The 24,779-nt window shown below is 73.0% G+C and carries 26 protein-coding genes; 8 read left to right on the top strand and 18 right to left on the bottom strand.

The window, feature by feature from the left end; all coding sequences use genetic code 11:
• The first annotated feature begins 176 nt into the window (after positions 1 to 176).
• Entirely contained in the window at positions 177 to 626 is a 450-nt protein-coding gene (locus ACIPXC_RS27180; protein ID WP_046780579.1) for a cell division protein SepF, read from the top strand.
• A gap of 36 nt (positions 627 to 662) precedes the next feature.
• Here ACIPXC_RS27180 and ACIPXC_RS27175 read toward each other — a convergent pair whose 3' ends face one another.
• Positions 663 to 1,832 carry an acyl-CoA dehydrogenase family protein gene (locus ACIPXC_RS27175; protein ID WP_401623403.1) on the bottom strand — a complete coding sequence of 390 codons (1,170 nt, stop codon included), beginning with the start codon at positions 1,830 to 1,832 and terminating at the stop codon, positions 663 to 665.
• A 149-nt stretch (positions 1,833 to 1,981) separates the two neighbouring features.
• The gene (locus tag ACIPXC_RS27170) at positions 1,982 to 3,625 is read right to left on the bottom strand and encodes an MFS transporter (RefSeq protein ID WP_401623400.1); all 1,644 of its coding nucleotides are present in this window, start codon (positions 3,623 to 3,625) and stop codon (positions 1,982 to 1,984) included.
• A gap of 283 nt (positions 3,626 to 3,908) precedes the next feature.
• Here ACIPXC_RS27170 and ACIPXC_RS27165 point away from each other — a divergent pair, with 283 nt between their 5' ends.
• Entirely contained in the window at positions 3,909 to 5,024 is a 1,116-nt protein-coding gene (locus ACIPXC_RS27165) for a hypothetical protein (protein ID WP_401623397.1), read from the top strand.
• 238 nt (positions 5,025 to 5,262) lie between these two features.
• The gene (locus ACIPXC_RS27160; RefSeq protein ID WP_401623394.1) at positions 5,263 to 6,339 is read left to right on the top strand and encodes a phosphatase PAP2 family protein; all 1,077 of its coding nucleotides are present in this window, start codon (positions 5,263 to 5,265) and stop codon (positions 6,337 to 6,339) included.
• A 283-nt stretch (positions 6,340 to 6,622) separates the two neighbouring features.
• Here ACIPXC_RS27160 and ACIPXC_RS27155 read toward each other — a convergent pair whose 3' ends face one another.
• Together ACIPXC_RS27155 and ACIPXC_RS27150 are read right to left on the bottom strand one after the other, a co-directional pair.
• On the bottom strand, positions 6,623 to 7,603 hold the full coding sequence (locus ACIPXC_RS27155; RefSeq protein ID WP_401623391.1) for a helix-turn-helix transcriptional regulator: 981 nt from the start codon (positions 7,601 to 7,603) through the stop codon (positions 6,623 to 6,625).
• A gap of 45 nt (positions 7,604 to 7,648) precedes the next feature.
• Positions 7,649 to 8,521, bottom strand: a complete 873-nt coding sequence (locus tag ACIPXC_RS27150; RefSeq protein ID WP_401623389.1) for a transglycosylase family protein — start codon at positions 8,519 to 8,521, stop codon at positions 7,649 to 7,651.
• Between the two features lie 295 nt (positions 8,522 to 8,816).
• Here ACIPXC_RS27150 and ACIPXC_RS27145 point away from each other — a divergent pair, with 295 nt between their 5' ends.
• Positions 8,817 to 9,629 (top strand): hypothetical protein, encoded by an 813-nt coding sequence (locus ACIPXC_RS27145; protein WP_401623386.1) that lies wholly within the window; start codon positions 8,817 to 8,819, stop codon positions 9,627 to 9,629.
• A 210-nt stretch (positions 9,630 to 9,839) separates the two neighbouring features.
• Positions 9,840 to 10,247: a hypothetical protein gene (locus tag ACIPXC_RS27140; protein WP_401623383.1), complete on the top strand. Its 408-nt coding sequence runs from the start codon at positions 9,840 to 9,842 to the stop codon at positions 10,245 to 10,247.
• 13 nt (positions 10,248 to 10,260) lie between these two features.
• Here ACIPXC_RS27140 and der read toward each other — a convergent pair whose 3' ends face one another.
• From der to ACIPXC_RS27115, 5 genes are all read right to left on the bottom strand, one after another.
• On the bottom strand, positions 10,261 to 11,724 hold the full coding sequence (gene der / locus ACIPXC_RS27135) for a ribosome biogenesis GTPase Der (RefSeq protein WP_030963375.1): 1,464 nt from the start codon (positions 11,722 to 11,724) through the stop codon (positions 10,261 to 10,263).
• Positions 11,725 to 11,799: 75 nt separating this feature from the next.
• Positions 11,800 to 12,489 (bottom strand): lysophospholipid acyltransferase family protein, encoded by a 690-nt coding sequence (locus ACIPXC_RS27130; RefSeq protein ID WP_401623380.1) that lies wholly within the window; start codon positions 12,487 to 12,489, stop codon positions 11,800 to 11,802.
• Positions 12,444 to 13,151, bottom strand: a complete 708-nt coding sequence (gene cmk, locus ACIPXC_RS27125; RefSeq protein WP_401623377.1) for a (d)CMP kinase — start codon at positions 13,149 to 13,151, stop codon at positions 12,444 to 12,446. The genes ACIPXC_RS27130 and cmk overlap by 46 nt, the downstream gene beginning before the upstream one ends.
• A gap of 118 nt (positions 13,152 to 13,269) precedes the next feature.
• Positions 13,270 to 14,358, bottom strand: a complete 1,089-nt coding sequence (locus tag ACIPXC_RS27120) for a prephenate dehydrogenase (protein WP_401623374.1) — start codon at positions 14,356 to 14,358, stop codon at positions 13,270 to 13,272.
• A 118-nt stretch (positions 14,359 to 14,476) separates the two neighbouring features.
• The gene (locus ACIPXC_RS27115) at positions 14,477 to 14,989 is read right to left on the bottom strand and encodes a YidB family protein (RefSeq protein WP_401623371.1); all 513 of its coding nucleotides are present in this window, start codon (positions 14,987 to 14,989) and stop codon (positions 14,477 to 14,479) included.
• Between the two features lie 83 nt (positions 14,990 to 15,072).
• Between ACIPXC_RS27115 and ACIPXC_RS27110 the strand changes: the two genes are divergently transcribed.
• The 3 genes from ACIPXC_RS27110 (at position 15,073) to ACIPXC_RS27100 (ending at position 16,739) form a co-directional block, all read left to right on the top strand.
• Complete coding sequence (locus ACIPXC_RS27110) at positions 15,073 to 15,414, top strand: DUF952 domain-containing protein (protein ID WP_401623368.1); 342 nt, start codon at positions 15,073 to 15,075, stop codon at positions 15,412 to 15,414.
• A gap of 82 nt (positions 15,415 to 15,496) precedes the next feature.
• The gene (locus ACIPXC_RS27105; protein WP_401623365.1) at positions 15,497 to 15,985 is read left to right on the top strand and encodes a Rieske (2Fe-2S) protein; all 489 of its coding nucleotides are present in this window, start codon (positions 15,497 to 15,499) and stop codon (positions 15,983 to 15,985) included.
• 73 nt (positions 15,986 to 16,058) lie between these two features.
• Complete coding sequence (locus ACIPXC_RS27100; RefSeq protein ID WP_401623361.1) at positions 16,059 to 16,739, top strand: DNA polymerase beta superfamily protein; 681 nt, start codon at positions 16,059 to 16,061, stop codon at positions 16,737 to 16,739.
• Here ACIPXC_RS27100 and ACIPXC_RS27095 read toward each other — a convergent pair.
• The 9 genes from ACIPXC_RS27095 to ACIPXC_RS27055 form a co-directional block, all read right to left on the bottom strand.
• A complete protein-coding gene (locus ACIPXC_RS27095; RefSeq protein WP_401623359.1) occupies positions 16,728 to 17,489 on the bottom strand; it encodes a DNA polymerase beta superfamily protein in 762 nt (253 codons plus the stop codon). The two genes, ACIPXC_RS27100 and ACIPXC_RS27095, sit on opposite strands and share 12 nt — an antisense overlap.
• 3 nt (positions 17,490 to 17,492) lie before the next feature.
• On the bottom strand, positions 17,493 to 18,503 hold the full coding sequence (locus ACIPXC_RS27090) for an ADP-ribosylglycohydrolase family protein (RefSeq protein ID WP_401623357.1): 1,011 nt from the start codon (positions 18,501 to 18,503) through the stop codon (positions 17,493 to 17,495).
• Positions 18,500 to 19,240 carry an NUDIX hydrolase gene (locus ACIPXC_RS27085; protein ID WP_401623354.1) on the bottom strand — a complete coding sequence of 247 codons (741 nt, stop codon included), beginning with the start codon at positions 19,238 to 19,240 and terminating at the stop codon, positions 18,500 to 18,502. The genes ACIPXC_RS27090 and ACIPXC_RS27085 overlap by 4 nt, the downstream gene beginning before the upstream one ends.
• Positions 19,237 to 19,464, bottom strand: coding sequence for a hypothetical protein (locus ACIPXC_RS27080; RefSeq protein WP_401623351.1), 228 nt, complete (start codon positions 19,462 to 19,464; stop codon positions 19,237 to 19,239). The genes ACIPXC_RS27085 and ACIPXC_RS27080 overlap by 4 nt, the downstream gene beginning before the upstream one ends.
• Positions 19,465 to 19,599: 135 nt before the next feature.
• Positions 19,600 to 20,871, bottom strand: a complete 1,272-nt coding sequence (locus tag ACIPXC_RS27075) for a pseudouridine synthase (protein WP_401623348.1) — start codon at positions 20,869 to 20,871, stop codon at positions 19,600 to 19,602.
• A complete protein-coding gene (gene scpB / locus ACIPXC_RS27070) occupies positions 20,871 to 21,503 on the bottom strand; it encodes an SMC-Scp complex subunit ScpB (protein WP_401623345.1) in 633 nt (210 codons plus the stop codon). Before scpB ends, ACIPXC_RS27075 begins: the two co-directional genes overlap by 1 nt.
• A complete protein-coding gene (locus tag ACIPXC_RS27065; RefSeq protein ID WP_401623342.1) occupies positions 21,500 to 22,510 on the bottom strand; it encodes a segregation and condensation protein A in 1,011 nt (336 codons plus the stop codon). The genes scpB and ACIPXC_RS27065 overlap by 4 nt, the downstream gene beginning before the upstream one ends.
• Positions 22,511 to 23,073: 563 nt before the next feature.
• The gene (locus ACIPXC_RS27060; protein ID WP_401623339.1) at positions 23,074 to 23,604 is read right to left on the bottom strand and encodes a hypothetical protein; all 531 of its coding nucleotides are present in this window, start codon (positions 23,602 to 23,604) and stop codon (positions 23,074 to 23,076) included.
• Complete coding sequence (locus ACIPXC_RS27055) at positions 23,589 to 24,626, bottom strand: ParA family protein (protein WP_225884681.1); 1,038 nt, start codon at positions 24,624 to 24,626, stop codon at positions 23,589 to 23,591. The genes ACIPXC_RS27060 and ACIPXC_RS27055 overlap by 16 nt, the downstream gene beginning before the upstream one ends.
• Positions 24,627 to 24,779 lie beyond the last annotated feature (153 nt).

Below are 24,779 nucleotides of genomic sequence, written 5' to 3'. Positions count from 1 at the left end.
ACTCAGTCAGCAGCGGTAGCGACCAGGATCCTTGACCGTGCAACGGATGTTCTGCACCAGTACCGTCACGAAACCCCTGCGCGGCGACTATCCACTTGGCGCGTTGTCAGCATCATGGACGAGCATAGGGGCAGCGGAGAGAAAGACAGACTGACCGCGGTGAAAGGAGGCAGTCCATGGGTTCGGTGCGCAAGGCGAGTGCCTGGCTGGGTCTCGTGGAGGACAGCGACGACGAGCGCTACTACGACGATGACTACGCGGAGGGCTCCCACGGTTCCGTGGCGGGCCCCGGTGACCAGTGGGTGACCGACCCCCGGGTCAAGGTGGCCTCCGAGTCGGCCGTGGAGCACGGCCGCCGGATCGCGACGGTCACCCCGGACGGATTCCGTGATGCGCGCGGCATCGGCGAGCTGTTCCGTGACGGCGTCCCGGTCATCGTGAACCTGTCGTCGATGGATCCGACCGACGCCAAGCGCGTCGTCGACTTCGCGGCCGGTCTGACCTTCGGGCTGCGCGGTTCGATCGAGCGGGTGGCGACCAGGGTCTTCCTCCTGACCCCGGCCGACACCCAGATCGTCAGCGGCGAGGCGGGCGGCCGCTCGCGCGACTTCTTCAACCAGAGCTGAGCCCGGGGGCGCCTCCCAGCGGTAGCTGGGGGATCCTCACCGGAAGGCATCCAGCCCGGTGAGCGCCTTGCCCAGCACCAGCTGGTGCATCTCGACGGTCCCCTCGTAGGTGAGGACCGATTCGAGGTTGGTGGCGTGCCGCATGACGGGGTACTCCAGGGAGATCCCGTTGGCGCCGAGGATGGTCCGCGCGGTGCGGCAGATCTCGATGGCCTCGCGGACGTTGTTGAGCTTGCCGAAGCTGATCTGCTCCGGCCGCAGGGTGCCCGCGTCCATCCGCCGGCCCAGGTGGTGGGCGAGCAGGATGCCCTTGTGGAGTTCGAGGGCCATGTCCGCGAGCTTGGCCTGGGTGAGCTGGAAGCCGCCGATGGGCCTGCCGAACTGCTCGCGCGTCCTCGCGTAGTCGAGCGCGGCCTCGAAGCTGGCGCGCGCCGCGCCCATGGATCCCCAGACGATCCCGTACCGCGCGTGGCTGAGACAGCCGAGCGGCCCCTTGAGACCCGTGACGAGCGGCAGCACCGCGTCGGCGGGCAGCCGCACGTCGTCCATGACCAGCTCGCTGGTGACGCTGGCCCGCAGCGACCACTTGTGCTTGATCTCCGGAGCGGAGAACCCGGGCGTGCCGGTGGGCACGGCGAAGCCGCGGATGCCGTCGTCGGTCTGCGCCCACACCACGGCCACCGCCGCGACGGAGCCGTTGGTGATCCACATCTTGCGGCCGTTCAGCACCCAGTCCGTGCCGTCGCGCTTGGCGTAGGTGCGCATCGCGGCCGGGTCGGAGCCCACGTCGGGCTCGGTCAGCCCGAAGCAGCCGATCAGCTCGCCGGCCGCCATGCCGGGCAGCCAGCGCTGCTTCTGCTCCTCGGAGCCGTACTTCCAGATCGCGTACATGGCCAGCGACCCCTGTACGGAGACCAGCGAACGGATGCCGGAGTCGGCGGCCTCCAGCTCCAGGCAGGCGAGGCCGTACTGCACGGCGCTGGCACCGGCGCACCCGTAGCCCTCCAGGGACATCCCGAGCGCCCCGATGGCACCCAGTTCCCGGGCCAGCTCCCGGATCGCGGGCAGTTCTCCGCTCTCGTACCACTGGGCGATGTTCGGCAGCACCCGGTCGGCGGCCCAGCCGCGGACGGTGTCCCGGACGGCGAGGTCCTCGGGTCCGAGGAGCTCGTCGAGCCCGAGCGGATCGGTGGGAACGAAGGACACGGGGCCTCCCGGCGGCCTGAGCGGAACCTGGCGGCGCAAGTTTTTGCGCCCACCCGAAGCTATTGGCCTGCGGCGGGCAAATCCAGCCCTGATGTCCGACGTGGGCCGCCCCTCGCCGCTCCGGCCCCGTCGGCGCTCGGGGCCCGCGGTCAGCCGGACTGCTCCACCGGGGCCGGCCGCACCGCGTCGCCCTTCGCCTGCGCGGGCAACCGCACCGGCTCGGCGTCGCCGGACACCCCGCAGTCCATGACCCGCGGCAGCTTCAGCGCCATCACCGCGCCCGCGAACAGCAGGGCCGCGCTCACCAGCAGCGTGACGTGCAGCCCGTGCACGAAGGAGTCCCGGGCCGCGGCGTACAGCGAGGCTCCGGCCGGGCCGCCGAGGCTCGCCGCGATCTGGTAGGCCTCGCCCAGGGAGTTCGCCGCGCCCGCCGAGTCCGCCGCCGAGACCCCGGGGACGGACACGAGCCCCGGCCGGTACGCCGCGTTCATCACGCTGCCCAGCAGGGCGATGCCGATGCCCGCGCCCAGCTGGTAGGAGGTCTCGCCGATCGAGGCCGCCCCGCCCGCGGTCTCGGCCGGAGCCTCGCTCAGCATCGACTCGTACGCGGCGAACAGCGTGGTCTGCAGTCCGAAGCCGAGCAGGATGAAGCCGACGGTCAGCAGCACCGGCCGGTCCTGCTGGCCCATCAGCGTCAGCAGCAGCACGGCGAAGCCCGTCAGCAGGAAGCCCAGCGACACCATCGTGCGCGGCCCGACCCGGGCGAGTGTGTAGGAGCCGGTGGCGCCCGCGGCCATGGCGGCGAAGGTCAGCGGCAGCAGGCGCAGGCCGGTCTCCAGCGGGCTGAGGTGCAGTACCAGCTGGAGGTACTGGACGGCGATCAGCTCCAGCCCCACCAGAGCGAGCATGGCGAGGACGATGCAGGCGACCGAGGCGGAGAAGGCGGCCCGGGAGAACATCCGCATGTCGATCAGCGGGTGCTCGCGCTGCTTCTGGCGGCGCACGAACAGCACGAGCAGCACCGCGCCGAGCAGCAGCGGTACCAGCGCCTGCGCGTCGAGGAGGTGCCGTTCGGCGCCCAGGCGCTTGATCCCGAGCACCGCGCCGAGCACGCCGGCGGCGGCCATCAGCGCGCCGAGCACGTCCCACGGCCCGTCCGCGGAGCCGCGCGACTCCGGCAGCAGCCAGCGCCCGAGCGGCAGGATCAGCGCCATCAGGGGGATGTTGATGAGGAAGACGGAGCCCCACCAGAAGTGCTCGATGAGGAAGCCGCCGAGGACCGGGCCGCTGGCCGCGCCGATCGCGGCGACGGCGGTCCAGATGCCGATGGCCAGCGCCCGCTCACGCCGGTCGGGGAAGACCTGGCGCAGGATCGACAGGGTGGCCGGCATGATCATCGCGCCGCCGATGCCCAGCAGGGCGCGCGCGGCGATGAGTACCTGGGCGTTGTCGGCGAGGGCCGCTATGGCGGAGGCCACGCCGAAGAGTCCGTAGCCGAGGAGGAGGATGCGGCGGCGGCCGACCCGGTCGCCGAGGGTGCCGAAGAGAATCAGCAGCGAGGCGCAGACCAGCGGGTAGGCGTCGACGACCCAGAGCAGCTCGATCGGGCCGGGCCGCAGGTCCTCCGTGACGGACGGGACCGCGACGTGCAGGATCGTCGCGTCGAGCGCGACGAGGACCAGGCTGACGCAGAGAACCGCCAGGACGACCCAGCGGTTGGCACCGCCGGAGGCCGCTCCCAGCCGCTGCCAGGGCGAAGGGGTCCCGGCCGTGGCCGCGTTCGTCCCCGCCATGCATGTACCTCCCAGGTGATCCCTCGCGCTCGGTGGACCAGCGTCTTGTGGAGCCGCGGGGGGTGGTGCGCTGTGCGGCATCCAACGGGGTCCGGCATCGACACGCGAGTGAACGGTCAGCGTACGCGAGTTCGCGTGCCCGACACGTGGCCAAGCTCTCATCCCGGCGGCGCCCCCGGTGTGGCGTGTGCCACTCCCCCACCCCGAAGCCTCCCCCCGCGTACACGCCCGCTCACGGTCCGTGGTTCTCGGCGCCGGCCCAACTCGGACGCCACCGATAATCATGCCCGTGGAAGATCTTGGATTTCGACGGGCCGCGCCCGCGCTGGCCGCCTTCGCGGCGGTCCGGCTGCTGGGGCTGACCGTGCTCGCGGCGTGGGGGGCGGTGGCGGGCAGCAGCCCGCACACGCTGCTGTCGGCCCGATGGGACTCGCTCTGGTACGCCCGCATCGCCGCCGAGGGATACGGCTACGAGATCGCCCTCCCGAACGGGGACGTCCACTCGAACCTGGCGTTCTTCCCGCTGCTGCCCTGGCTGGAGCGGGTGGTGGCCGCGCCGACCGGGCTCTCGTACGGCTCGGCGGGCCTGGTGGTGTCGGTGTGCGCGGGGCTCGCGGCGGCGTGGGGGATCTTCGCGGTGGCCGACCTGCTCCACGGCCGGCGGACCGGGGTGCTCGCGGTCGCCGTCTGGGCGGCGCTGCCCGTCGGGATCGTGCAGTCGATGGCGTACAGCGAGTCGCTGTTCACCGCGCTCGCCGCGTGGTCGCTGTACGGGGTCCTGCGCGGCCGGTGGCCGACGGCGGGCCTGCTCGCCGCCGGGGCCGGCCTGACCCGCCCGGTGGGCGCGGCCGTCGTCCTGGCGGTGTGGGTGGCCGTCGCACTGGCCCTGCGGCGCGGGGAACGGTCGTGGCGGATGGCCGCCGGGGCGCTGCTGGCTCCGGCGGGTGCGGCGGCGTACGTGCTGTGGGTGGGCGCGCGCACCGGGGGCGGACTGCTCGGATACCTGGAGGTGCAGGCCGGCTGGGGCAACGGCTTCGACGGCGGATGGGCCTTCGCCCGCTTCGTCGGGGCGAAGCTGACCTCGTCCGCCTTCCCGGCCGGGCTGGGTCTGATCGCCGGGGTGGCCCTGGTGCTGTGGCTGTACGCGGCGTGCGTGCGGCAGCGGCAGCCGGCGCCGCTCCTCGTGTACTGCGGGGTCGTCGTGGCGCTGGCGTTGTGCGCGTCCGGGTACTTCGGGTCGAAGCCGCGGCTGTTGCTGCCGGCCTTCCCGCTGATGCTGGTGCCGGCGGTGGCGCTCGCCCGGTGGCGGACCCGGCGGGCGGTCCTGGTGGTGGGCGCGGCGGCCCTGCTTTCGGCGGTGTACGGGGCGTTCTGGCTGAACGGCTCGGGTCCTCCGTAGGAACCCGGCGTGTCCGGGCGGCTCTTCGCCGGTCGTCCACGGGTGAGGGAATCGACCTGCGGCAATAAAGTCCGAATAAGCGCCGGAAACAATTTCCGGACGCCGGATCGAGAAGGATCCAACCCCTGCCGAAATACCGGGAATTAGGGCCCGCGTGAGACCAACTCCACATCACATGGTCATCACAAACCCCGCGATTCGCCCGGGCCGAGCATCCCCGCGCGGTAACGTCGATTGAGTGCGTACCGATCAAATCCTGACCCGTCTGGAGCGGGTCTTCGCCCGGCTGGACCGGGAACCGGAGCGACCGGCTCATCTGCAGACCCCGCAGATGAGCCGGCACCGCGTCGTGCTCCTGGGGTCGACCCTCGCGTTCTACCTCGCCATCGTGGTGGCCGTCCTGACCACGTCGTGGCTGGTCCGCCTGGACTGGCAGATCATGTTCTTCCGGCCCTACGAGCAGTGGCCGCAGCTGCACGCGTTCCTCGACTACCTGGTCGTCCTCGGCCAGCGCGGACCCACCGCGGTCATGGTCGCCGCGTGGCTCGGCTGGCGCTCCTGGCGGCAGCACACCCTCCGCCCGCTGATCACCCTCGGCGTCGCGCTGCTGCTGCTCAACGTCACCGTCGGGTCCGTGAAGCTCGGCCTCGGCCGGCTCGGCCCGCACTACGCGACGGAGATCGGCTCGGCCGAACTCTTCGCCGGCGGCGATATATTCCCTTCCGGCCACACCGCCAACGCCGTCGTGACCTGGGGAATCCTGGCCTACCTGGCTTCCACCGTGGTCACCCGGCGGGTGCTGTCCGTGGTGTCCGCGGTCGTCTCGCTGAGCGTCGGCGCCACCACCGTGTACCTCGGCACGCACTGGGTCAGCGACGTCCTGCTGGGCTGGTCGGCGGGTCTGCTGATCATGCTGGCCCTCCCCTGGTTCGAGCCGCTCATCGCGCGGACCGAGGCCTACGTCTTCGACCTGCGCGAGCTGCTGCGCCGCCGGGCCGAGACCGGGCGGATGCCCGCCCCGGTCGTCTCCGCGCTCACCCCGCTGCTCTCCGCGGGCGGCAAGTGGCAGCTGAGGCCCGTGGCCGTGGCCGCCGAGGGGCCGTCCGCGGCGCCCTCCCCGGCCACACCGGCCGGTGCCGCCACGGGGCACGCCCCGGCGCACCGTCCGGTCGCGCACCCCGCCAACCGGCCGCACCTGATCCGCTCCGAGCGGACCCCGGTCACCCCGGTCGGCAGCCGCCGCCCCGCTCACACGGCGCACGCCGAGCGGGCCGGAACCCGTGGCACCGCGGCCCGTCCGGTGGCCGGGGGCTGACGTTCCACGGCGGGGGCGGTACGCACCATCCACCCCCGCGACACGAAGGCGGGCCGGGTCGTGGACCCGGCCCGCCTTCGGCGTTCGTCAGCGCCGCGCCCGGACGTTCGTCCGTCCCGGGTCACGCTTGTGTCACAGAATATCCACAGTCGCCAATTCCTTTCCGGAGTGCGACACGCCCGGGACGCAGACGCGTTCGAATTGCCGGCGAGAACCGCAGATTTTCCTCATCGGATTTCCACGGGCTCCCTGCGGCCGACGGGCTGAATACCCCTCAGATCCGCTACATTTCCTTCATTTTCCGGGCCCCCACGGCCTTGCCCAGGAGATCTCCGAGGTCCCTCATCCGATCCGTGAGCAGCGGTGGCTCGACCACTTCGAACTCACAGCCGAGCAGCAGGATGTGAATCACCAGAACGTCCAGGTTCACGGCGCCGGTGCGCAGCAGGCAGGTATGCGCGTCGACCGGTTCCAGGACTCCGTCGCTGGGCGTGACGATCTGCGCCGCCTCCTGTTCCGGGATCTTGAGCAGCACCACCGCGCGGGTGGCGTAGGCCCGCTGGGACACGCCTTCGGAGACGTACGCGGCGAGGTCCTCGGCGGGTGGCGGGCGCGGGGTGAACCGGGGCCCGTGGGGCGGTGCGGGCTCGATCCGGTCGGCGCGGAAGGTGCGCCAGGCCTCGCGGTCGAGGTCCCAGGCGACCAGGTACCAGCGGCGCTCCGTGCACACGAGCCGGTGCGGTTCGACGGTGCGGCGGCTGACGCCGCCCCCGTGGTCCCGGTAGGCGAAGCGGAGCCGCTCGGCGTCCCGGCAGACCGAAGCCAGTTCGGTCAGCACCGAGGGGTCCACGGTGGAGTGCCGGGCGTCGCGCAGCATCGGCACGGTGAACTCGTTGAGGGCGGACACCCTCCGGCGCAGGCGCGACGGCAGGACCTGCTCCAGTTTCGCGAGGGCCCGTACGGAGGCCTCCCCGATCCCCTCCACCCCGTGGCCGGCGGCGGTCCGCAACCCGACGGCGACGGCCACGGCCTCGTCGTCGTCCAGCAGCAGCGGCGGCAGTTCGGCCCCCGCCCCCAGCCGGTAGCCGCCTCCGGTCCCGGGAGAGGCGTTCACCGGATACCCGAGTTCCCTCAGCCGGTCCACGTCGCGCCGCACCGTCCGGGCGGTGACGCCGAGCCGGTCGGCGAGGTCGGCGCCGGTCCATTCGCGGTGCGCCTGAAGCAGGGAGAGCAGGCGCAACAGCCGTGCGGAGGTCTCGAGCATCCCCCGAGTCTGCCAGTGGCGCCGCCGCACACGGGCCGTGGACGTTCAGCGGAAGGACGACGCCCCCTGCTTCGCCACGCGCACGGGCTTCGACTCCGCCCCCGGCACGGGGACCGGCTCCGCCGCAGGCACGGGGACCGGCACGGGCTTCGACTCCGCCCCCGGCACAGGCTTCGGCTCCGCCGCAGGCGCAGGAACCGGCACAGGCTTCGACTCCGCCCCCGGCACGGGGACAGGCTCCGCCGCAGGCGCAGGAACCGGCACAGGCTTCGGCTCCGCCCCCGGCACGGGCGCCGGCACGGGCGCGGGCGCCGGAACCGGTTCCGGCAGGAGCAGCAGCATGCCCACGGCGATCGACTCCGGATGCGGCCCGACCGTCTCCCGGTTGGCCGCGTACAGCGCCTGCCAGCCGCCCTGCACCCGGCGCTCGCGGGCGATCGTGACCAGCGTGTCCCCGCTCCGTACGGTGTGCATCCGCCCGGCCAGCCCGTAGCGCTTGGAGCAGACCGGCCACGCGTTCCAGCCCTGCGCGGCGAGGACCTCCTGCGCCACCCGGATCTGCTGCACGCGCTGCGCGAGGTCGGCCCGCGGCGCGAACACCAGGCCGCCGTACTCCTCCCACGTCGGCTGCCAGAACTGCAGCCCGCCGTAGAAGCCGTTGCCGGTGTTCACGGCCCACCGGCCACCGCTCTCGCAGTCGGCCACGCAGTCCCAGGGCCATTCCCCGCCCGGTCCGCAGTCCCCGGGCCCGCTCCCGATCACGCCCGGCGAGCCCGGGTGCGCCGCCCCGGCCGGACCCGGCGCGGGCGGCGGTGGTGCCGCGGCGGCCGTCCCCCCGAGCGGCACGAGCGCCAGCACGGAGGCGACGACGACGGCGCGGGCGGCCCGGTGGGCCCGGGGGGTCCGGAGACGGGGCATCGGGTCACGCTACGCAGCACTCCACGGCGTTCCGGGGCGCGCCACGCGGCGGTCACGCCACCCCACCCGGTCGGCCGACCTCCCGACCCCGCACAAACGGCCACATCCGGCCACCAACTGCACAGAACCCGCAACCAGTTGGCACAGAATCGAAGTCAGGGTCGCACGGTTCACCCTTCCGGGCGCCCGGTTCGAATCCGTTCCCTCAAATGGCGTGACCCCGGCCGCCGCTCCTGCGTTGTGCCCGGCGAGCCGGGAGCCTCCCGGACCCGCACCTATGCCGAGGAGCCACCCCGTGCCGCGCATGCTCGACGTCAGTGATGAGGTACGTGCCGAGATCGGCGACGAAGAAGCCGACAGGCTGCTCGTCGGCGACGACGCGCCGCGCAGTTACGACTGCACCTCCTGCCGCACTCCGGGCGACCCCGAGAACGACCGCACCAGCACGGTGCTGTTCGTCGGCGAGGAGACCGCCGTCCTCGCCTTCGCCCACGCCACCTGCATCCCCTCGCAGGTCGTCTCCGTCTCCGAGGAGCAGCTCCAGGGCGCGGTCCGCAGCATCACCGGTGACAGCCCCGCCTCCGCACCGGACGCGGGCGCGCCCGCCCCGCAGAACGTGCCGGGCGGACAGGCCGTCCTCGGCATCACCAGCGGCCTCGTGCTGATCGGCGGCGAGCTGCACCCCGCCCTGGTCGTCGAGCCGACCGCGCCCATCGCCCGCCCGGGCAGCGACGGCCCCGGCGACGACTTCCTGCCGCTCCTGATCGAGCAGGGCTTCATCCCGGTGACCGACACGACGGAACTGCCCGCCCTCCTCGGCGGCTGGTCGGTCCTGCTCGCGGCCGGACAGCTGCACGCCGTGCTCCAGCCGGGCACCGACGGCGGCGGTCAGGTCGCCTGGTGGCAGGCCCACCAGGCGCTGTCGGTCACCGACGGCTGGCGGACGGCCGTCCAGAAGACCCAGCGCGTGCTCATCTACGCCGCGCCGGTCGGTTCCATCGGCCAGCAGCCGCGCGAGGACCTGCTGCGCGACGCGCTCGACAAGGCCGCCGCCGCGGGCAAGCTCGTGGCCGCCGCCATGCCCCTCGCGGGGACGCCCGGCGCCTGATCCCGAGCCGGTACCGAAACGGCCGCCCGGCCCCCCGCAGTGGGGGCCGGGCGGCGTGCGCCGGGGGTGTGCGGTCCGTCCCGCGCACCCCCGGCGATCTGCGTTTCCCGCCCCCTCACCCCGCATCCGCAGAGCGCCGGTTTCGTTGGCTGATACGTGCATCCATACGACTCCTCCCGCGCCCCGTCCTATCCGAGCGCCGTCCCCGCCATGCGTCCCGCACGGGACCGGGACAGCTCGCCGGCCGCCGTCTCGCACACCCCCATCTACGACACGCTGTACTCGGAGTACCTGCGCGCCTTCCGGGCCCTGCCGGGCGACCGTACGGGGGAGGAGGACCTCGGGTTCACGGCCTTCTCGTACGGGGGCGGCTACACCGGGAGCGTGTACGGCAGCGGCTGGAACGGTTCGGCATGGCAGCGGACCGACTGGCAGCCCTCGTACCTCCCGCAGACGCCGCCACCCGCGCCGTCCCCGTCGCAGCCACAGCACCAGCCCCAGCCCCAGCCCGCCTACTCGTACGCGGGCGGCTCCGGATACGCCGACGGGCGGCAGCACCAGACCGGGATGACGCACATCCCGGCGGCGCTGCCGCCCGCTCCGCGCCGGGGCTACTGACCCCGGACCGCCGCTACTTCTTCTTCTTGTACTGGGCGCCGCGCTTCTCGCGCACCCGCACCGAGATGTGGATCGGGGTGCCCTCGAACCCGAACTCCTCGCGCAGGCGGCGCTCGATGAAGCGCCGGTAGCCGTGCTCCAGGAAGCCGGAGGCGAAGAGGACGAACCGCGGCGGCTTGCTCCCCGCCTGGGTACCGAACAGGATGCGGGGCTGCTTGCCGCCGCGGATCGGGTGCGGGTGGGCGGCGACGACCTCGCCGAGGAAGGCGTTCAGCCGGCCGGTGGGGACGCGCGTCTCCCAGCCCGCGAGGGCGGTCTCGATCGCCGGGACCAGCTTCTCCATGTGACGGCCGGTGAGCGCCGAGACGTTCACCCGGGGCGCCCAGGAGACCTGCTGCATCTCGGTCTCGATCTCGCGCTCGAGGTAGTAGCGGCGCTCCTCGTCGAGCTCGTCCCACTTGTTGTAGGCGATCACGATCGCGCGGCCGGCCTCGACGGCCATGGTGATGATGCGCTGGTCCTGGACGCTGATGGTCTCGGTGGTGTCGATCAGGATGACCGCCACCTCCGCCTTCTCGACGGCCGCGGCCGTGCGCAACGAGGCGTAGTAGTCGGCGCCCTGCTGGAGGTGGACCTTCTTGCGGATACCGGCGGTGTCGACGAACTTCCAGGTGACGCCGCCGAGCTCGATCAGCTCGTCGACCGGGTCGCGGGTGGTGCCGGCCAGCTCGTTGACGACGACCCGGTTCTCCTTCGCGACCTTGTTCAGGAGCGAGGACTTGCCGACGTTCGGGCGGCCGATCAGGGCGATGCGGCGGGGGCCGCCGGGGGCGACGCCACCGAAGGTCTGCTCGGGGGCCTCCGGCAGGACGTCGAGGACGGCGTCCAGCATGTCGCCGGTGCCGCGGCCGTGCAGGGAGGAGACCGGGTGCGGCATGCCGAGGCCCAGCGACCACAGCGAGGCCGCGTCGGACTCGCCGCTCTGGCCGTCGACCTTGTTGGCGCACAGGACGACGGGCTTCTTGGCCTTGCGGAGCAGCTTGACGACGGCCTCGTCGCTGTCGGTGGCGCCGACCTTGGCGTCCACGACGAAGACGACCGCGTCGGCGGTCTCGATGGCGTACTCGGCCTGGGCGGCGACGGCGGCGTCGATGCCGAGGACGTCCTGCTCCCAGCCGCCGGTGTCGACGACCTTGAAGCGCCGGCCGGCCCACTCGGCCTCGTAGGTGACCCGGTCGCGCGTAACGCCGGGCTTGTCCTCGACGACCGCCTCGCGGCGGCCGATGATGCGGTTCACCAGGGTGGACTTGCCGACGTTGGGGCGGCCCACGACGGCGAGGACGGGCAGCGGGCCGTGGCCCGCCTCCTCGATGGCGCCTTCGACGTCTTCGAGGTCGAAGCCCTCTTCCGCGGCGAGCTCCATGAACTCCGCGTACTCGGCGTCGCCAAGTGCTCCGTGGTCGTGCTGGTCGTTCATGAAGTCCGTTCCTCGTCGTTCGTGGTGATCGGTGGTACCCGCGCAGCGCGGTTCCACTACTGGTTCAAGTCTCGCTCAGCGCCCGGTCAGGCGCTTGGCGTCGGCCAGGTGGGCGGTCAGCCGGTCCTGGATGCGTACGGTCGCCAGGTCCAGCGCGGTACGGGTGCGGCGGCCGCTGCCGTCCCCGGCGTCGAAGGCCGAGCCGAAGACGACGTCGACCCGGCTCTTGAAGGGCGGCAGCCCCGGGATCAGCCTGCCCCGGCTCTCGTCGCTGCCGAGGACGGCGACGGGCACGATGGGCGCGCCGCTGCGGACCGCGAAGTACGCCAGGCCCGCGCGCAACGAGGCGAAATCGCCCTCGCCGCGGGTGCCCTCGGGGAATATCCCCAGGGCCCCGCCCTGGTCGAGCACGGCGAGGGCGCTGCCTATCGCCGCCCGGTCGGCGCCGGAGCGGTCGACCTTGACCTGTCCGATGCCGTCCAGGAAGGGACCGAGCGGGCCCACGTACGCTTCCTTCTTGATCAGGAAGTGCAGGGGGCGGGGCGCGGTGCCCATGACCATGGGGCCGTCTATGTTGTGGGTGTGGTTCACGGCCAGGATGACGGGGCCCGAGGCGGGCACCTTCCAGGCGCCCAGTACGCGCGGCTTCCACAGCCCGTACATGAGGCCGATGCCGATGCGCCTGCCGACCGCCGCACCCTTGAGGGAGGGCGCTGAGCTCACCTGCGGCCCGCCCGCTTCTCCTCGACGAGCGTCACGACGCACTCGATCACCTGGTCGAGCGTGAGTTCGGTGGTGTCCACCTCGACCGCGTCGCCCGCCTTGGCCAGCGGCGAGGTCTTGCGGCCGGAGTCCGCGGCGTCACGCTTGATCAGCGCCGCCTTGGTGGCCGCGAGGTCCGCGGCCTCCTTGCCAAGGAGTTCTCCGTTGCGCCGGGCGGCGCGCGCCTCGGCGGAGGCAGTCAGGAAGATCTTGAGGTCGGCGTCGGGGAGGACGGTGGTGCCGATGTCCCGGCCCTCGACGACGATCCCGTCCGCGTCCCGGGCGGCCTCGGCGGCGATGGAGCGCTGCAGCTCGGTGATGAGCGTGCGCACCTCGGGGACCGCACTGACGGCGCTGACCTTGGAGGTGACCTCCTGGGTCCGGATGGGACCGGCGGCGTCGAGGCCGTCCACGGTGATGGTGGGGGCGGCCGGGTCGGTACCGGACACGATGGACGGCTTGCCCGCGGCGACCGCCACGGCCTGCGCGTCGTCGGTGTCGACCCCGTTGGAGATCATCCACCAGGTGATGGCCCGGTACTGGGCACCGGTGTCCAGGTAGCGCAGCCCGAGCTTGGCGGCCACGGCCTTGGAGGTGCTGGACTTGCCCGTGCCGGAGGGACCGTCGATGGCGACGATCACGGCGGACGGAGCTGCGGTTTCCACGGTGCGGGCACCTTCCTGGTTGCGCGTGCGTGTCAGGGCGCGGCAAAGCGCCCCTCCCCAAGGTTACCGGGCCCCGGCCACCCCCCGGCCCCGCCCGTGGTTCCCGCGCCCCGCGGGCTCAGGAGGTGCGCAGGGCCCAGCCCCGTTCCCGCAGCTCGGCCGTGAGGACGGCGGCGGACCGCGGCTCGACCATGAGCTGGACGAGACCGGCCTGCTGACCCGTGGCGTGCTCGATCCGCACGTCCTCGATGTTGACGCCCGCACGGCCGGCGTCGGCGAAGATCCTCGCCAGCTCGCCCGGCTGGTCGCTGATGAGCACGGCCACGGTCTCGTAGACCGTGGGCGCCGCTCCGTGCTTGCCCGGAACCCGTACGCGACCCGCGTTCCCGCGGCGCAGCACGTCCTCGATGCCCGCGGCGCCGCCGCGGCGCTTGTCCACGTCGGCGGACTGGAGGCTGCGCAGCGCGTCGACGGTCTCCTCCAGGTCGGCGGCGATCCCGGCGAGCACGTCGGCGACCGGTCCCGGGTTGGCCGAGAGGATCTCCACCCACATCCGCGGGTCGGAGGCGGCGATCCGGGTCACGTCGCGGATGCCCTGCCCGCACAGCCGTACGGCCGTCTCGTCGGCCTCCTCCAGCCGGGCCGCGACCATGCTGGAGACGAGCTGCGGGGTGTGGGAGACGAGTGCGACGGCCCGGTCGTGGGCGTCCGCGTCCATCACCACCGGGACGGCCCGGGACAGGGCGACGAGCTCCAGGGCGAGGTTGAGCACCTCGTGGTCGGTCTCACGGGTCGGGGTGAGCACCCAGGGGCGGCCCTCGAAGAGGTCCGCCGTCGCGGCCAGCGGCCCCGACTGCTCCTTGCCCGCCATCGGGTGCGTGCCGATGTAGGCGGTGGCGTCCACGCCGAGCGCGGCCAGTTCCCGCCGCGGCCCGCCCTTGACGCTGGCCACGTCGACGTAGGCGCGCGCGGCGCCGCGCCCTATCAGGTCGGCCAGGGTCGCGGCGACGTGGGCCGGCGGCACGGCGACAATCGCGAGGTCGACCTGCTCCTGCGGGGGCTCGTCGGTGCCGGCCCCGAGGGCGGCGGCGGTACGGGCCCGGTCCGGGTCGTGGTCGGCGAGGTGGACGGTGACCCCGCGGGCTGTCAGGGCGAGCGCCGCGGAGGTGCCGATCAGTCCGGTTCCGATGACGACGGCGGTTCTCACGGGGCGCTCCACGGGTGCGTGACGACAGGTTCTGGCTCAGGGTAGCCAGACGGTACGCCGCGAGGGCCCGGCTGCCCGCCCTGTGGGACGGCGGCCGGGCCCTGGTGGGACGACGTCTTCAGAACTTCTGCTGCCGGATGATGTCCTCGATCGAACCGGAGGGGATCTCTCCGCCCGGGGTGAGCCTGTCGACGGCCTGCGGCAGGCTCTGCGCGATCTGGTCCGCGGCCTGTTCCGGGGAGACGCCGGCCTGGGCGGCGACCTTCTGGAGGGTCTCGTCCGGCAGGGCCTCGCTGATCTGCGCCCCGCTGACCGGCTGGTTCTCGCCCGTGCCGATCCAGGACTGCGCCTGGTCGGCCAGGCCGGACCTGGTCAGCATGTCCATGAGGCCGCCGAGCGGGTTGTCCGCGCCGCCGCCCGCCCGGGCACCGCCGGCGCCGCCCGCGCCGCCCATGAGTGCACCGAGCAGGGCGCCGAGGACGTTGCCCCCGCCCGCGCCACCGCCACCGCTCTGCCCGCCGCCACCGCCACCGCCGAGGAGACCGCCGAGCAGCGAGCCGAGGTCGTTACCTGCCATCGTCATGCCTTTCGCAGGAGGGCCGGGTCGCGCGGACAGCGCCGTATCCGGCATCGAGACACGGACAATCTCACCCGGACCGGACGAAGTCGCCACCTGACGCCCGCTTCCCCGGCCGCTGCGGTAGAACGATCGGCATGATCTTCCACATCGTCCCGCTCGCCGACTGGACCGCCGCACCCGAGCTGCCGTACGCCCCGCCCTCGCTCGACTCCGAGGGGTTCGTGCACTGTTCGGCGGACAGTACGACGGCGCTCGGAATCGCCGACACGCACTACCGGGAGCAGCCGGGGACCCTGCTCGCGGTCGAGCTCGACGAGGACGCGCTGACCGCGGAGGTCCGCCGGGAGGGTGATTCCGGCGACCGTTTCCCCCATGTTTTCGGTCCGCTGAACCGGGACGCCGTGGCCCACGTGTGGGAGGTCGTACGCACACCTGGCACACCCGCATCACTGGCACCGTGGCAGTGGAACTCGTGATGCGGGCGCGGCAGGCTTCACCTGGGGCCCGCCGCACGTCAGGATGCTGCACGCCGATCCGCCACACAGCGAGGAGAAACTGATGAGCGACCCCACGCAGACCGCCCGGCGCAAGGTACTGGTGATCGGAGCGGCCACCCTGGCCGGCGGTGCGCTCACCGCCTGCGGCGGTGGCGGCGACGGCGGGAGCGCCGCGACCGGCGAACCGAACGGCGCCGCCACCCCTCCGCCCGGCTCCGCCCCGGCCGACGCGCCCTCGGCGGGCGGCGCGGCCGCCGGTACGAAGTCCATCGCCCAGGCGGCGGACGTGCCCGTGGGCGGCGGCAAGGTCCTCAAGGAGGAGAAGCTCGTGGTCACCCAGCCCACGGCGGGCTCCTTCCGCTGCTTCACGGCGGTCTGCCCCCACCAGGGCTGCCTGGTGAGCAAGGTGGCGGACAACACCATCAACTGCGCCTGCCACAACAGTGAGTTCAAGGCCACGGACGGCTCGAAGATCTCGGGACCGGCCACCAAGGGGCTCGCCGAGAAGAAGATCACGGTCTCGGCGGACGGCAACATCGCACTCGCGTAGCGGGCGCTCACAGCCCTGCCGGCCTGCGAAAAAGGCCCGGCAGGGCGGGTGCGCCCGGGCGTAGGCTCCCGGGATGGACGATCTGACGCTGGTACGGGACCACACGGTCTACCGGTGCGTGATGGGCTCCCGGGCGTTCGGGCTGGCCACGGAGGCCAGCGATACCGACGTGCGCGGTGTCTACCTCGCCCCGACACCGCTGTTCTGGCGGTTCGAGAAGCCGCCCACGCATGTCGAGGGGCCCCGGGAGGAGGAGTTCTCCTGGGAGCTGGAACGTTTCTGCGAACTCGCCCTGCGGGCCAACCCGAACATCCTGGAGTGCCTGCACTCCCCCCTGGTGGAGCATGCCGACCCGGTCGGCCGGGAGCTGCTGTCCCTGCGCGGGGCCTTCCTCTCCCGCCGGGCGCACACCAGTTTCAGCCGGTACGCGGCCTCCCAGCACGGCAAACTCGTCGCGGACGTCCGCGTCCACGGGGCGCCGCGCTGGAAGCACGCCATGCACCTGCTGCGGTTGCTGCTGTCCTGCCGCGACCTGCTGCGCACCGGCCTCCTGAGCATCGACGCGGGCCCGCACCGCGACCGCCTCCTCGCCGTCCGCCGCGGGGAGCTCACCTGGGACGAGGTCGACACCTGGGTGACCCGGCTACAGGAGGAAACGGAGCGGGCCCTGGCCGGCACCCCCCTGCCGGAGGACCCGGACCGTGCCCGCGTGGAGGACTTCCTCGTCCGCGCCCGGCGGGCGTCAGCCTTCTAGGGTCCGGCGCCGCCGCACGACGAAGGCGTCCAGCGCGTCGTACGCCGACCCGTACGCGGGCAGCGCGGTGCCCGCCTGCACGGTGTCCAGCAGCGCGTGCAGCGCCTCGAAGTCCTCCCGTACGGCGGCGACGGGCGGGCCCTCGTAGCCCCCGTGCTCGGCGGCCGCCTTGGCCTCGATCAGGGCGGCGAGGTACGGCGGCGCCTCCGGCACCTCGGTCAGCAGGGTCGGCAGGTGCGCCTGCACCTCGGCCGTCCTCATCAGATGGATGCCGGTGAGCAGCGCCCGGAAGGCGTAGAGGAGCGGCTTGAGTTCGGCGGCCTTGTCGAAGAGCCGCCACTGGGTGTTCGCGAACCCCCGGTAGTGGTGGGCGTGGTGGGAGGTCAGGACGCCCGGAGCCAGCGCGACCAGCTCCTCGTGGGCCGCCGTCGTGTGGACCACGAGCGGGGACAGCAACTGCTCCAGCACGTATCCGTTGCGGTTGAGCATGAGACGGACGAACTTGCGCAGGTCGTGCGTGACGAGGTCCATCTCCACGTCGCCGCGGTCCCACATGCGGGTGCGGGTCTCCTCGGGCTCGCGCAGGCCCAGGAGGTCCTCGACGGGGAGCAGGTGCGCCCCGCGCAGGTCGATGTCGGAGTCCCGGGAGGGGAAGCCGTACAGGTGTGCGCCCGAGACGGTGGCGAAGAGCAGCGGGTCGGGCTGCTCCGCCACGACGGGGGTCAGGTCGATACTCAGGGCGTCCAGCATGGATCAAGCATCCCAGAGGGTGCCGAAGGCCAGGAGCTCGTCCCGGTACTCGATGCGGCCCTCCCACTCGCGCGGCCAGACGTCCGCCCCGAGGTGGGCTCCGGCGAAGGCGCCGGCGAGGCAGGCGAGGGAGTCGGAGTCGCCCCTGGTGCAGGCAGCGCGGCGCAGGGCGGTCAGGGGCTCGTCGGGGAAGAGGAGGAAGCACTGCAGGGCGGTGGCGAGGGCCTCCTCCGCGATCCAGCCGTCGCCGGTGGTCAGGCAGGGGTCGGTCTCCGGGGACGGGGTCCGCAGGGCGGCCGCGAGCCGGTCCAGCACCTCCAGGCACTCGTCCCAGCCGCGCGTGATGAAGGACTCCGGCGTGGCGTCACCGGCGGTCCGCATCCACAGGTCTCCGAGCCAGCGCTCGTGGTAGCGGGTGCGGTTCTCCAGCGCGTACGAGCGCAGCCGCCCGACGAGGCCGGTCACCTCGGTGCCGGAGGCCAGCAGGTGCACCGCCCGGGCGGTCAGGTCGGAGGCGGCGAGCGCGGTCGGGTGGCCGTGGGTGAGGGCGGACTGGAGCTGGGCCGCGCCGGCCCGTTCCTCGTCGGTCCAGCCGGGCACCAGCCCGACGGGGGCCACCCGCATGTTCGCACCGCAGCCCTTGGAGCCGGTCTGGCTGGCGTCGCGCCAGTCGCGCCGCGGGTCGTTCAGCAGGTGGCAGGCCCGCAGGCAGGTGTTGCCGGGCGCCCGGTTGTTCTCCGGCGAGTGGTACCAGTCGACGAACTCCTCCCGGACGGGCCGGGTGAGCCGCGAGGGTCCTATGCGTCCGCGGTCCGTCGCGGTCCGGATGCCACGCGCCAGAGCGAGGGTCATCTGGGTGTCGTCCGTGACGATCGCCGGGCGGGGCAGGCGCATCTCGCGCCACGGACCCGTCTTGGCGAGGATCGCGGGAACGTCGTTGAACTCGGTCGGGAAGCCCAGGGCGTCGCCCAGGGCCAGGCCGATCAGCGCGCCGGTCGCGGCTCGCTTCGTCATCGTGTGGGTCCTTCCGGTCGGAGCAGGGGTGGACGGAGGGCCGTCGCCGGACCGGCCCGGTAGAGGGCTGCCGGTTTGCCGCGGCCGCCGGTGAGCCGTGCGGCGCCCGGTACGGGCTCCACGAACCCGGGCGTCGTCAGGACCTTGCGGCGGAAGTTGGGGCGGTCGAGCACGGTGTCCCAGACGGTCTCGTAGACGGCCAGGAGCTCCCCGAGGGTGAACTCGGGCGGGCAGAAGGCGGTGGCCAGGCAGGTGTACTCCAGCTTCGAGCGGACCCGCTCACGCGCGTCCGCCAGGATCACCGCATGGTCGAAGGCAAGGTCCGGGGCCTCGCCCAGCGGCAGCCAGCGGGCCTGCGCCGCGTCCCCTCCGCCCTCGGCGGCCGGCTCCGGGAGGTCCGGGACGAGGGCCGTGAAGGCCACCGAGACGACCCGCATCCGGGGGTCCCGGTCGGGCTCGCTGTAGGTGCGCAGCTGCTCCAGGTGGAGGGCCGCCACGATGTGCCCGGGCAGGCCGGTCTCCTCGGCCAGCTCACGCCGGGCGGCCGTCTCCGCGGACTCCCGGGGCAGGACGAACCCGCCGGGCAGTGCCCAGGAGCCCGCGTACGGCTCCTGGCCGCGCCGGATCAGCAGCACGTGCAGGGCGCCGCCGCGGACGGTGAAGACGGCCAGGTCGACGGTCACCGCGAACGGCTCGAAGGCGTACGGGTCATAGCCCGGCCCCGCCGCGGCGTTCACCGGTTCCCCGGGAGGGGGCCGGCGAACCGCCGGCCTTCGGCGCGCAGTTCGTCCACGGCTGCCGCGGCCGTGGCCAGCCGCTCCCGGCGGTCGCCGCGCACGGACAGGTGGCGCCTGCCGGTCGCCTCCAGCTCCGCGCGGAAGCGGCGGGTCATCCAGGGTCCGCGCTCGGGCCCGTCGCGCAGGGCGCCCGTGGCGAACCCGAGTGCCTCGGTCCAGCTCAAGTTCCGGTCCATGCCGGGCCCCACCCCCTTTAATAGTCACTGTGACTATAAACAGGGGTGCGGGGTCCGGGCAAGGGAGAAGCCCGCGGTGCCGTGGGCACTGCGGGCTTCTCGTGGAGCGGGGCCGAGCGGGTCCTACAGACCGACCTCGCGCATCAGCATGCCGACCTCGGTGTTGGTCAGGCGGCGCAGCCAGCCGGACTTCTGGTCCCCCAGCTCGATGGGACCGAAGGAGGTCCGGACGAGCTTGTCGACGGGGAAGCCCGCCTCGGACAGCATGCGGCGCACGATGTGCTTGCGGCCCTCGTGGAGGGTCACCTCGACCATGTAGTTCTTGCCGACCTGGTCGACGACGCGGAAGTTGTCGGCGCGCGCCCAGCCGTCCTCCAGCTCGATGCCGTCCTTGAGGCGCTTGCCGATGTCGCGCGGCAGGTTGCCGGTGATCGCGGCGACGTAGGTCTTCTGCACGCCGTACTTCGGGTGCGTGAGGCGGTGGGCCAGCTCTCCGTGGTTGGTGAGCAGGATGATGCCCTCGGTCTCGGTGTCGAGCCGGCCGACGTGGAACAGCCGCGTCTCGCGGTTGGTGACGTAGTCGCCCAGGCACTGGCGGCCGTCCGGGTCCTCCATGGTGGAGACGACACCGGCCGGCTTGTTCAGCGCGAAGAACAGGTACGACTGGGTGGCGACGGTCAGGCCGTCCACCTTGATCTCGTCCTTCGGCTGGACGCGCTTGCCCTGTTCGGTGACGATCTCGCCGTTGACCTCGACGCGGGCCTGCTCGATGAGTTCCTCGCAGGCACGGCGCGAGCCCATGCCGGCGCGGGCGAGGACCTTCTGCAGGCGCTCACCCTCCTGCTCGGCGCCCGGGAACGTCTTCGGGGTCCTGATCACGGGCTTGTCGGCGTACCGGTCGCGCACGCGCTCCTCGATGCGCGCGTCCAGCTCGCGCGGGCGGGACTGGCCGCTGCGGCTGCCCGGGCCGCGGCGCGGGCCGCCGGCGCCGCCGATGCCGGGGGTCTTGGAGGCGCGAGGACCGCCCTTGGCGCCGCCGCGCGCCGCGTCGCCGCGGGCGCCGCGGGTGCGCTCGCCCTCGGGGCCCACGTCGTAGCGGCGCTCCTCGGGGCGGGGGTTGCGGGGACGCTGGGGCGCCTGGTCGCGGTCACGGTCGCGCGAGCCGCCCTGACCGCCGCGGTAGCCGCCGCTGCCGGAACCGCCGCCCGAGCCGCTGCCGCCCCGGTAGCCACCGCCGCCGGAACCGCTGCCGCCGCGGTGGCCCCCGCCGCCGCCGGAGCCGCCGCCACGGTAGCCACCGCCGCCGCCGGAGCCGCCGCCACGGGCGCTACCGCGCCCGCCGCCGGAGCCGCCGCTGTTCCTGTTGCCACCGTTGCCGTTGCCGCTGCTTCGCATCAAAGTTCCGTCGTCTTGTCGTCTTCATCGGTGTCCGGTGCGTCCGGATCGAACGACGGCACACCTTCTTGCGTCTCGGCTTCGATCGCGTCCGCCTCGGGGAGGAAGGGCGCGAGCTCCGGGAGCTCGTCCAGGCCGCGCAGGCCCATCCGCTCCAGAAAGTAGTTCGTCGTCCTGTATAGGATCGCACCTGTTTCGGGTTCCGTCCCCGCCTCCTCCACCAGACCGCGCTGGAGCAGGGTCCGCATGACCCCGTCGCAGTTGACTCCGCGCACGGCGGAGACCCGCGACCGGCTCACCGGCTGGCGGTACGCGACGACCGCCAGGGTCTCCAGTGCCGCCTGGGTGAGCCGGGCCTGCTGGCCGTCCAGTACGAAGCCCTCCACGGCCGGCGCGTACTCCGCCCGGGTGTAGAAACGCCATCCGCCCGCGACGAGCCGCAGCTCGAAGCCCCGGCGCGCGGCCGTGTACTCGTCGGCGAGCTCCCGCAGCGCGTCCGCGACCTCGCGCGGGGTGCGCTCCAGCACCTTGGCGAGGTGCGCCTCGGTCGCGGGCTCGTCCACGACCATGAGGACCGCCTCCAGGGCCGGCTTCAGTTCCAGCGCGGCGACCGCGCCCCCGTCGCTGCTCAATCCTTCGCCTCCACGATCCGGTCGAACTCGTCGGTGACGGTCGGCATGCCGTCGCCGTCCCCGCCGCTCCAGCGCACGGTGAGCGTCCGCAGGGCCTCCTCCTGGTCGAGGGCGACCGCCTTCTCCCGGTAGAGCTCCAGGAGGGCCAGGAAGCGCGCCACGACGGTGAGCGTGTCCTCGGCGTCCTCGGTGAGCTCCTGGAAGGTCGCCTCGCCGCGCGCCTTCAGCATCCGCACCATGACGCCGGCCTGCTCGCGCACGCTGACGAGGGGTGCGTGGATGTGGTCCACGTAGACCTGGGGCTTGGCCTTGGGCTGCATGGCCTTGACCGCGAGCCGGGCGAACCCTTCCGCGCCGATGCTGATGACGACGTCGGGCAGCAGGTCGGCGTGGTGCGGCTCCAGCCCGACCGTCCGGGGGTAACGGCGGCCCTCGCTCTCGGCGCGGCGCTCGAAGATGTCGGCGATCTGCTTGTACGCGCGGTACTGCAGCAGGCGGGCGAAGAGCAGGTCCCGGGCCTCCAGGAGGGCGAGGTCGGCCTCGTCCTCGACCTCGGCCACCGGCAGCAGCCGGGCGGCCTTGAGGTCGAGCAGGGTCGCGGCGACGACGAGGAACTCGGTGGTCTGGTCGAGGTCCCAGTCGGGCCCCATGGCCCGGATGTACGTCATGAACTCGTCGGTGACCTTGGACAGCGCGACCTCGGTGACGTCGAGCTTGTGCCGGGAGATCAGCTGGAGCAGCAGGTCGAAGGGCCCCTCGAAGTTGTCGAGCCGCAACGTGAACCGCCCCTCGCCCCCGGCGGGGACCGCCGGGACGCCTCCTGCGGATTCCGTGGCGGGCTCGGCCGCGCCCGGGGTCCCGGCGGTGTCGGCCGGCCCCCCGGTCCCGTCGGCCACCTCGGCGGGCTCCGCCGCGTCCGGAGCGGGCGCCGGATCCCCGGCGGCCGCTCCCGGCCCGCGCCCCAGGGTCCGGCGGGCCGGACGGGCGGCGTCGTGGTGGGCAGGCATGGCGGTCCAGGTGGGTACGGAAGGAACTGGGTACGGAAGGAACGGCAGGTCGAACACGGGAAGCCTAAGGGCTGTCCCGCAATCCCCGGTGGATCAGCGCACGGCGTCAGATGCGGTGCATCGCAAGGCGGAGGAGCGTCCCCATACTGGGCGTATTCGGGCGTTCCGCCAACGCAGCGAGGTGCCGTAGCTGGCGTCGTGCGCCCGCCGGGGATTGCGGGACAGCCCTTGGGCCCTGCCCGGACGATTCGCCGCCCGGCGGGCCGGGACGGTGCGGCGGCCCGCGCGCCGGTGCGGCGCAGGCCCGCGGGCGGTGTGCGGGGGCCGAAGCACACCGCAGGTGGTGCGGGCGGGGGCCGCCACCGGTACCGCCGGTGTCCCGGCAGGCCGCTCCGTACGCACAGCGCCCGCACGGGCACTCCGGTTGCGCGAGCGGCAGGGCGGGGAGTCCCCGGCACCGGACGCGGCGAGAGGCCGCCGACGGCGGGTCGGCGGCCTCTGGGCAGGACGTCGGGTGCGGCAGGGTCCCGGCCGAGCGGCGCCGCAGGCGGCCCGCAGGCGGCCTAGCGGCCGCGGAGGCGGCGGACCAGGATGCTGGCGTCCCCGCGGGACTCCAGGTCGGCGAGGACGACCGCCACCGCCTCGCGGACGATGCGGCCGCGGTCGACGGCCAGGCCGTGCTCCCCGCGCAGCACCAGCCGCGCGTGCTCCAGGTCCATCAGTTCCTCGGCGGAGACGTAGACCGTGATCTTCTCGTCGTGTCGTTCGCGGCCGCTGGGCCGCCGGTTCGCGCCGCGGCCCTGGCCCTTGCCCCGCCGGGTCGCCCCGGTCGGGGCGGCGGGCGCCCCGGCAGCCGGGGCGGCAGAACCTTCCTGCGCTCGCCGCGGCTGCCCCACGACGGGTCCGCCCGCCTCCGTACCGGCCTCAGCCTCCCGGCTGCGGCCCTCTCCCGCCGTACCCCCGGCCGGAGCGGCCGAGTGTTCCGCGGCGGGTGCCTCCTCGGCCCCGCGGCGCGGCGAGGACGACTGCAGCGCCATCCCCCCGGTCGTGCGGAACAGTTCGTCGGCGCCGGGCAGACTCACTCGGCGTGACAACGGGCGAGCACCTCCCTGGCCAGCTGGCGATAGGCGGCGGCGCCGACGGAGTTCGACGCGTACGTGGTGATCGGCTCACCGGCGACCGTGGTCTCCGGAAAACGCACCGTCCGGCCGATGACCGTGTGGTAGACGTGGTCGTCGAACGCCTCGACGACGCGCGCCAGCACCTCGCGGCTGTGCACCGTACGGGAGTCGTACATCGTGGCGAGGATGCCGTCGAGCTCCAGCTCGGGGTTGAGCCGCTCCTGCACCTTCTCGATGGTCTCGGTCAGCAGCGCCACGCCGCGCAGTGCGAAGAACTCGCACTCCAGCGGGACGATGACCTTGTGAGCCGCCGTCAGGGCGTTCACGGTCAGCAGGCCGAGCGAGGGCTGACAGTCGATCACGATGTAGTCGTAGTCGGCCATCAGGGGCTTCAGGGCCCGCTGCAGGGTGGACTCGCGCGCGACCTCACTGACCAACTGCACTTCCGCAGCGGACAGGTCGATGTTGCTCGGCAGCAGGTCCATGTTGGGGACCGCCGTCTTGAGGAGCACCTCGTCGGCCGACATGCCCCGCTCCATGAGCAGGTTGTAGACCGTCAGGTCGAGTTCCATCGGGTTCACGCCGAGGCCCACGGACAGCGCGCCCTGCGGGTCGAAGTCGACGAGCAGCACGCGGCGCCCGTACTCGGCGAGCGCGGCACCCAGGTTGATGGTCGACGTGGTCTTGCCCACGCCGCCCTTCTGGTTGCACATCGCGATGATCTTCGCCGGACCGTGGTCGGTCAGCGGACCCGGGATCGGGAAGTACGGGAGCGGGCGTCCGGTCGGGCCGATCCGCTCACGGCGCTGGCGGGCAGCGTCGGGGGCGAGGGTGGCCGCGTACTCGGGGTCCGGTTCGTACTCCGCGTCGGGGTCGTAGAAGTGCCCCTCGGGCACATTGTCGTAGTCGGCGAATCCCGTGGGCGTATCGCCGCTCAGGTCGCCGGCCCTGGAGTTCACGTCTAGGCCGTCCATGCTCTTTTGGGGCGTCGTCATGTGCTGGTGGTTTGCGAAGGTGCGTACTGCGACGGAGCCGACAGCTTCGAGCCCGGCAGGACTCTGGCCCCGCGCAGGGACGCCTGCGCCACCACCCCCAGGAGTAAATGTCGACTCATTCACAAGTCGTCTTACCTCCTCGGACGTGACCAG

It is taken from the genome of Streptomyces sp. NPDC090021 (assembly GCF_044748225.1).
In the GTDB taxonomy this organism is placed as follows: domain Bacteria; phylum Actinomycetota; class Actinomycetes; order Streptomycetales; family Streptomycetaceae; genus Streptomyces.
This window is presented reverse-complemented; position numbering and strand designations above follow the sequence as displayed.

Coding starts and splice junctions, on each gene's coding strand:
- ACIPXC_RS27155 (WP_401623391.1), bottom strand. CDS start 7,603: ATGCTCGAGACCTCCGCACGGCTGTTGCGCCTGCTCTCCCTGCTTCAG.
- ACIPXC_RS27110 (WP_401623368.1), top strand. CDS start 15,073: ATGATCTTCCACATCGTCCCGCTCGCCGACTGGACCGCCGCACCCGAG.
- ACIPXC_RS27100 (WP_401623361.1), top strand. CDS start 16,059: ATGGACGATCTGACGCTGGTACGGGACCACACGGTCTACCGGTGCGTG.
- ACIPXC_RS27165 (WP_401623397.1), top strand. CDS start 3,909: ATGCCCGTGGAAGATCTTGGATTTCGACGGGCCGCGCCCGCGCTGGCC.
- ACIPXC_RS27090 (WP_401623357.1), bottom strand. CDS start 18,503: ATGACGAAGCGAGCCGCGACCGGCGCGCTGATCGGCCTGGCCCTGGGC.
- ACIPXC_RS27075 (WP_401623348.1), bottom strand. CDS start 20,871: ATGCGAAGCAGCGGCAACGGCAACGGTGGCAACAGGAACAGCGGCGGC.
- ACIPXC_RS27170 (WP_401623400.1), bottom strand. CDS start 3,625: ATGGCGGGGACGAACGCGGCCACGGCCGGGACCCCTTCGCCCTGGCAG.
- ACIPXC_RS27105 (WP_401623365.1), top strand. CDS start 15,497: ATGAGCGACCCCACGCAGACCGCCCGGCGCAAGGTACTGGTGATCGGA.
- ACIPXC_RS27095 (WP_401623359.1), bottom strand. CDS start 17,489: ATGCTGGACGCCCTGAGTATCGACCTGACCCCCGTCGTGGCGGAGCAG.
- ACIPXC_RS27055 (WP_225884681.1), bottom strand. CDS start 24,626: ATGACGACGCCCCAAAAGAGCATGGACGGCCTAGACGTGAACTCCAGG.
- ACIPXC_RS27150 (WP_401623389.1), bottom strand. CDS start 8,521: ATGCCCCGTCTCCGGACCCCCCGGGCCCACCGGGCCGCCCGCGCCGTC.
- ACIPXC_RS27065 (WP_401623342.1), bottom strand. CDS start 22,510: ATGCCTGCCCACCACGACGCCGCCCGTCCGGCCCGCCGGACCCTGGGG.
- ACIPXC_RS27115 (WP_401623371.1), bottom strand. CDS start 14,989: ATGCCGGATACGGCGCTGTCCGCGCGACCCGGCCCTCCTGCGAAAGGC.
- der (WP_030963375.1), bottom strand. CDS start 11,724: ATGAACGACCAGCACGACCACGGAGCACTTGGCGACGCCGAGTACGCG.
- ACIPXC_RS27140 (WP_401623383.1), top strand. CDS start 9,840: ATGCGTCCCGCACGGGACCGGGACAGCTCGCCGGCCGCCGTCTCGCAC.
- ACIPXC_RS27180 (WP_046780579.1), top strand. CDS start 177: ATGGGTTCGGTGCGCAAGGCGAGTGCCTGGCTGGGTCTCGTGGAGGAC.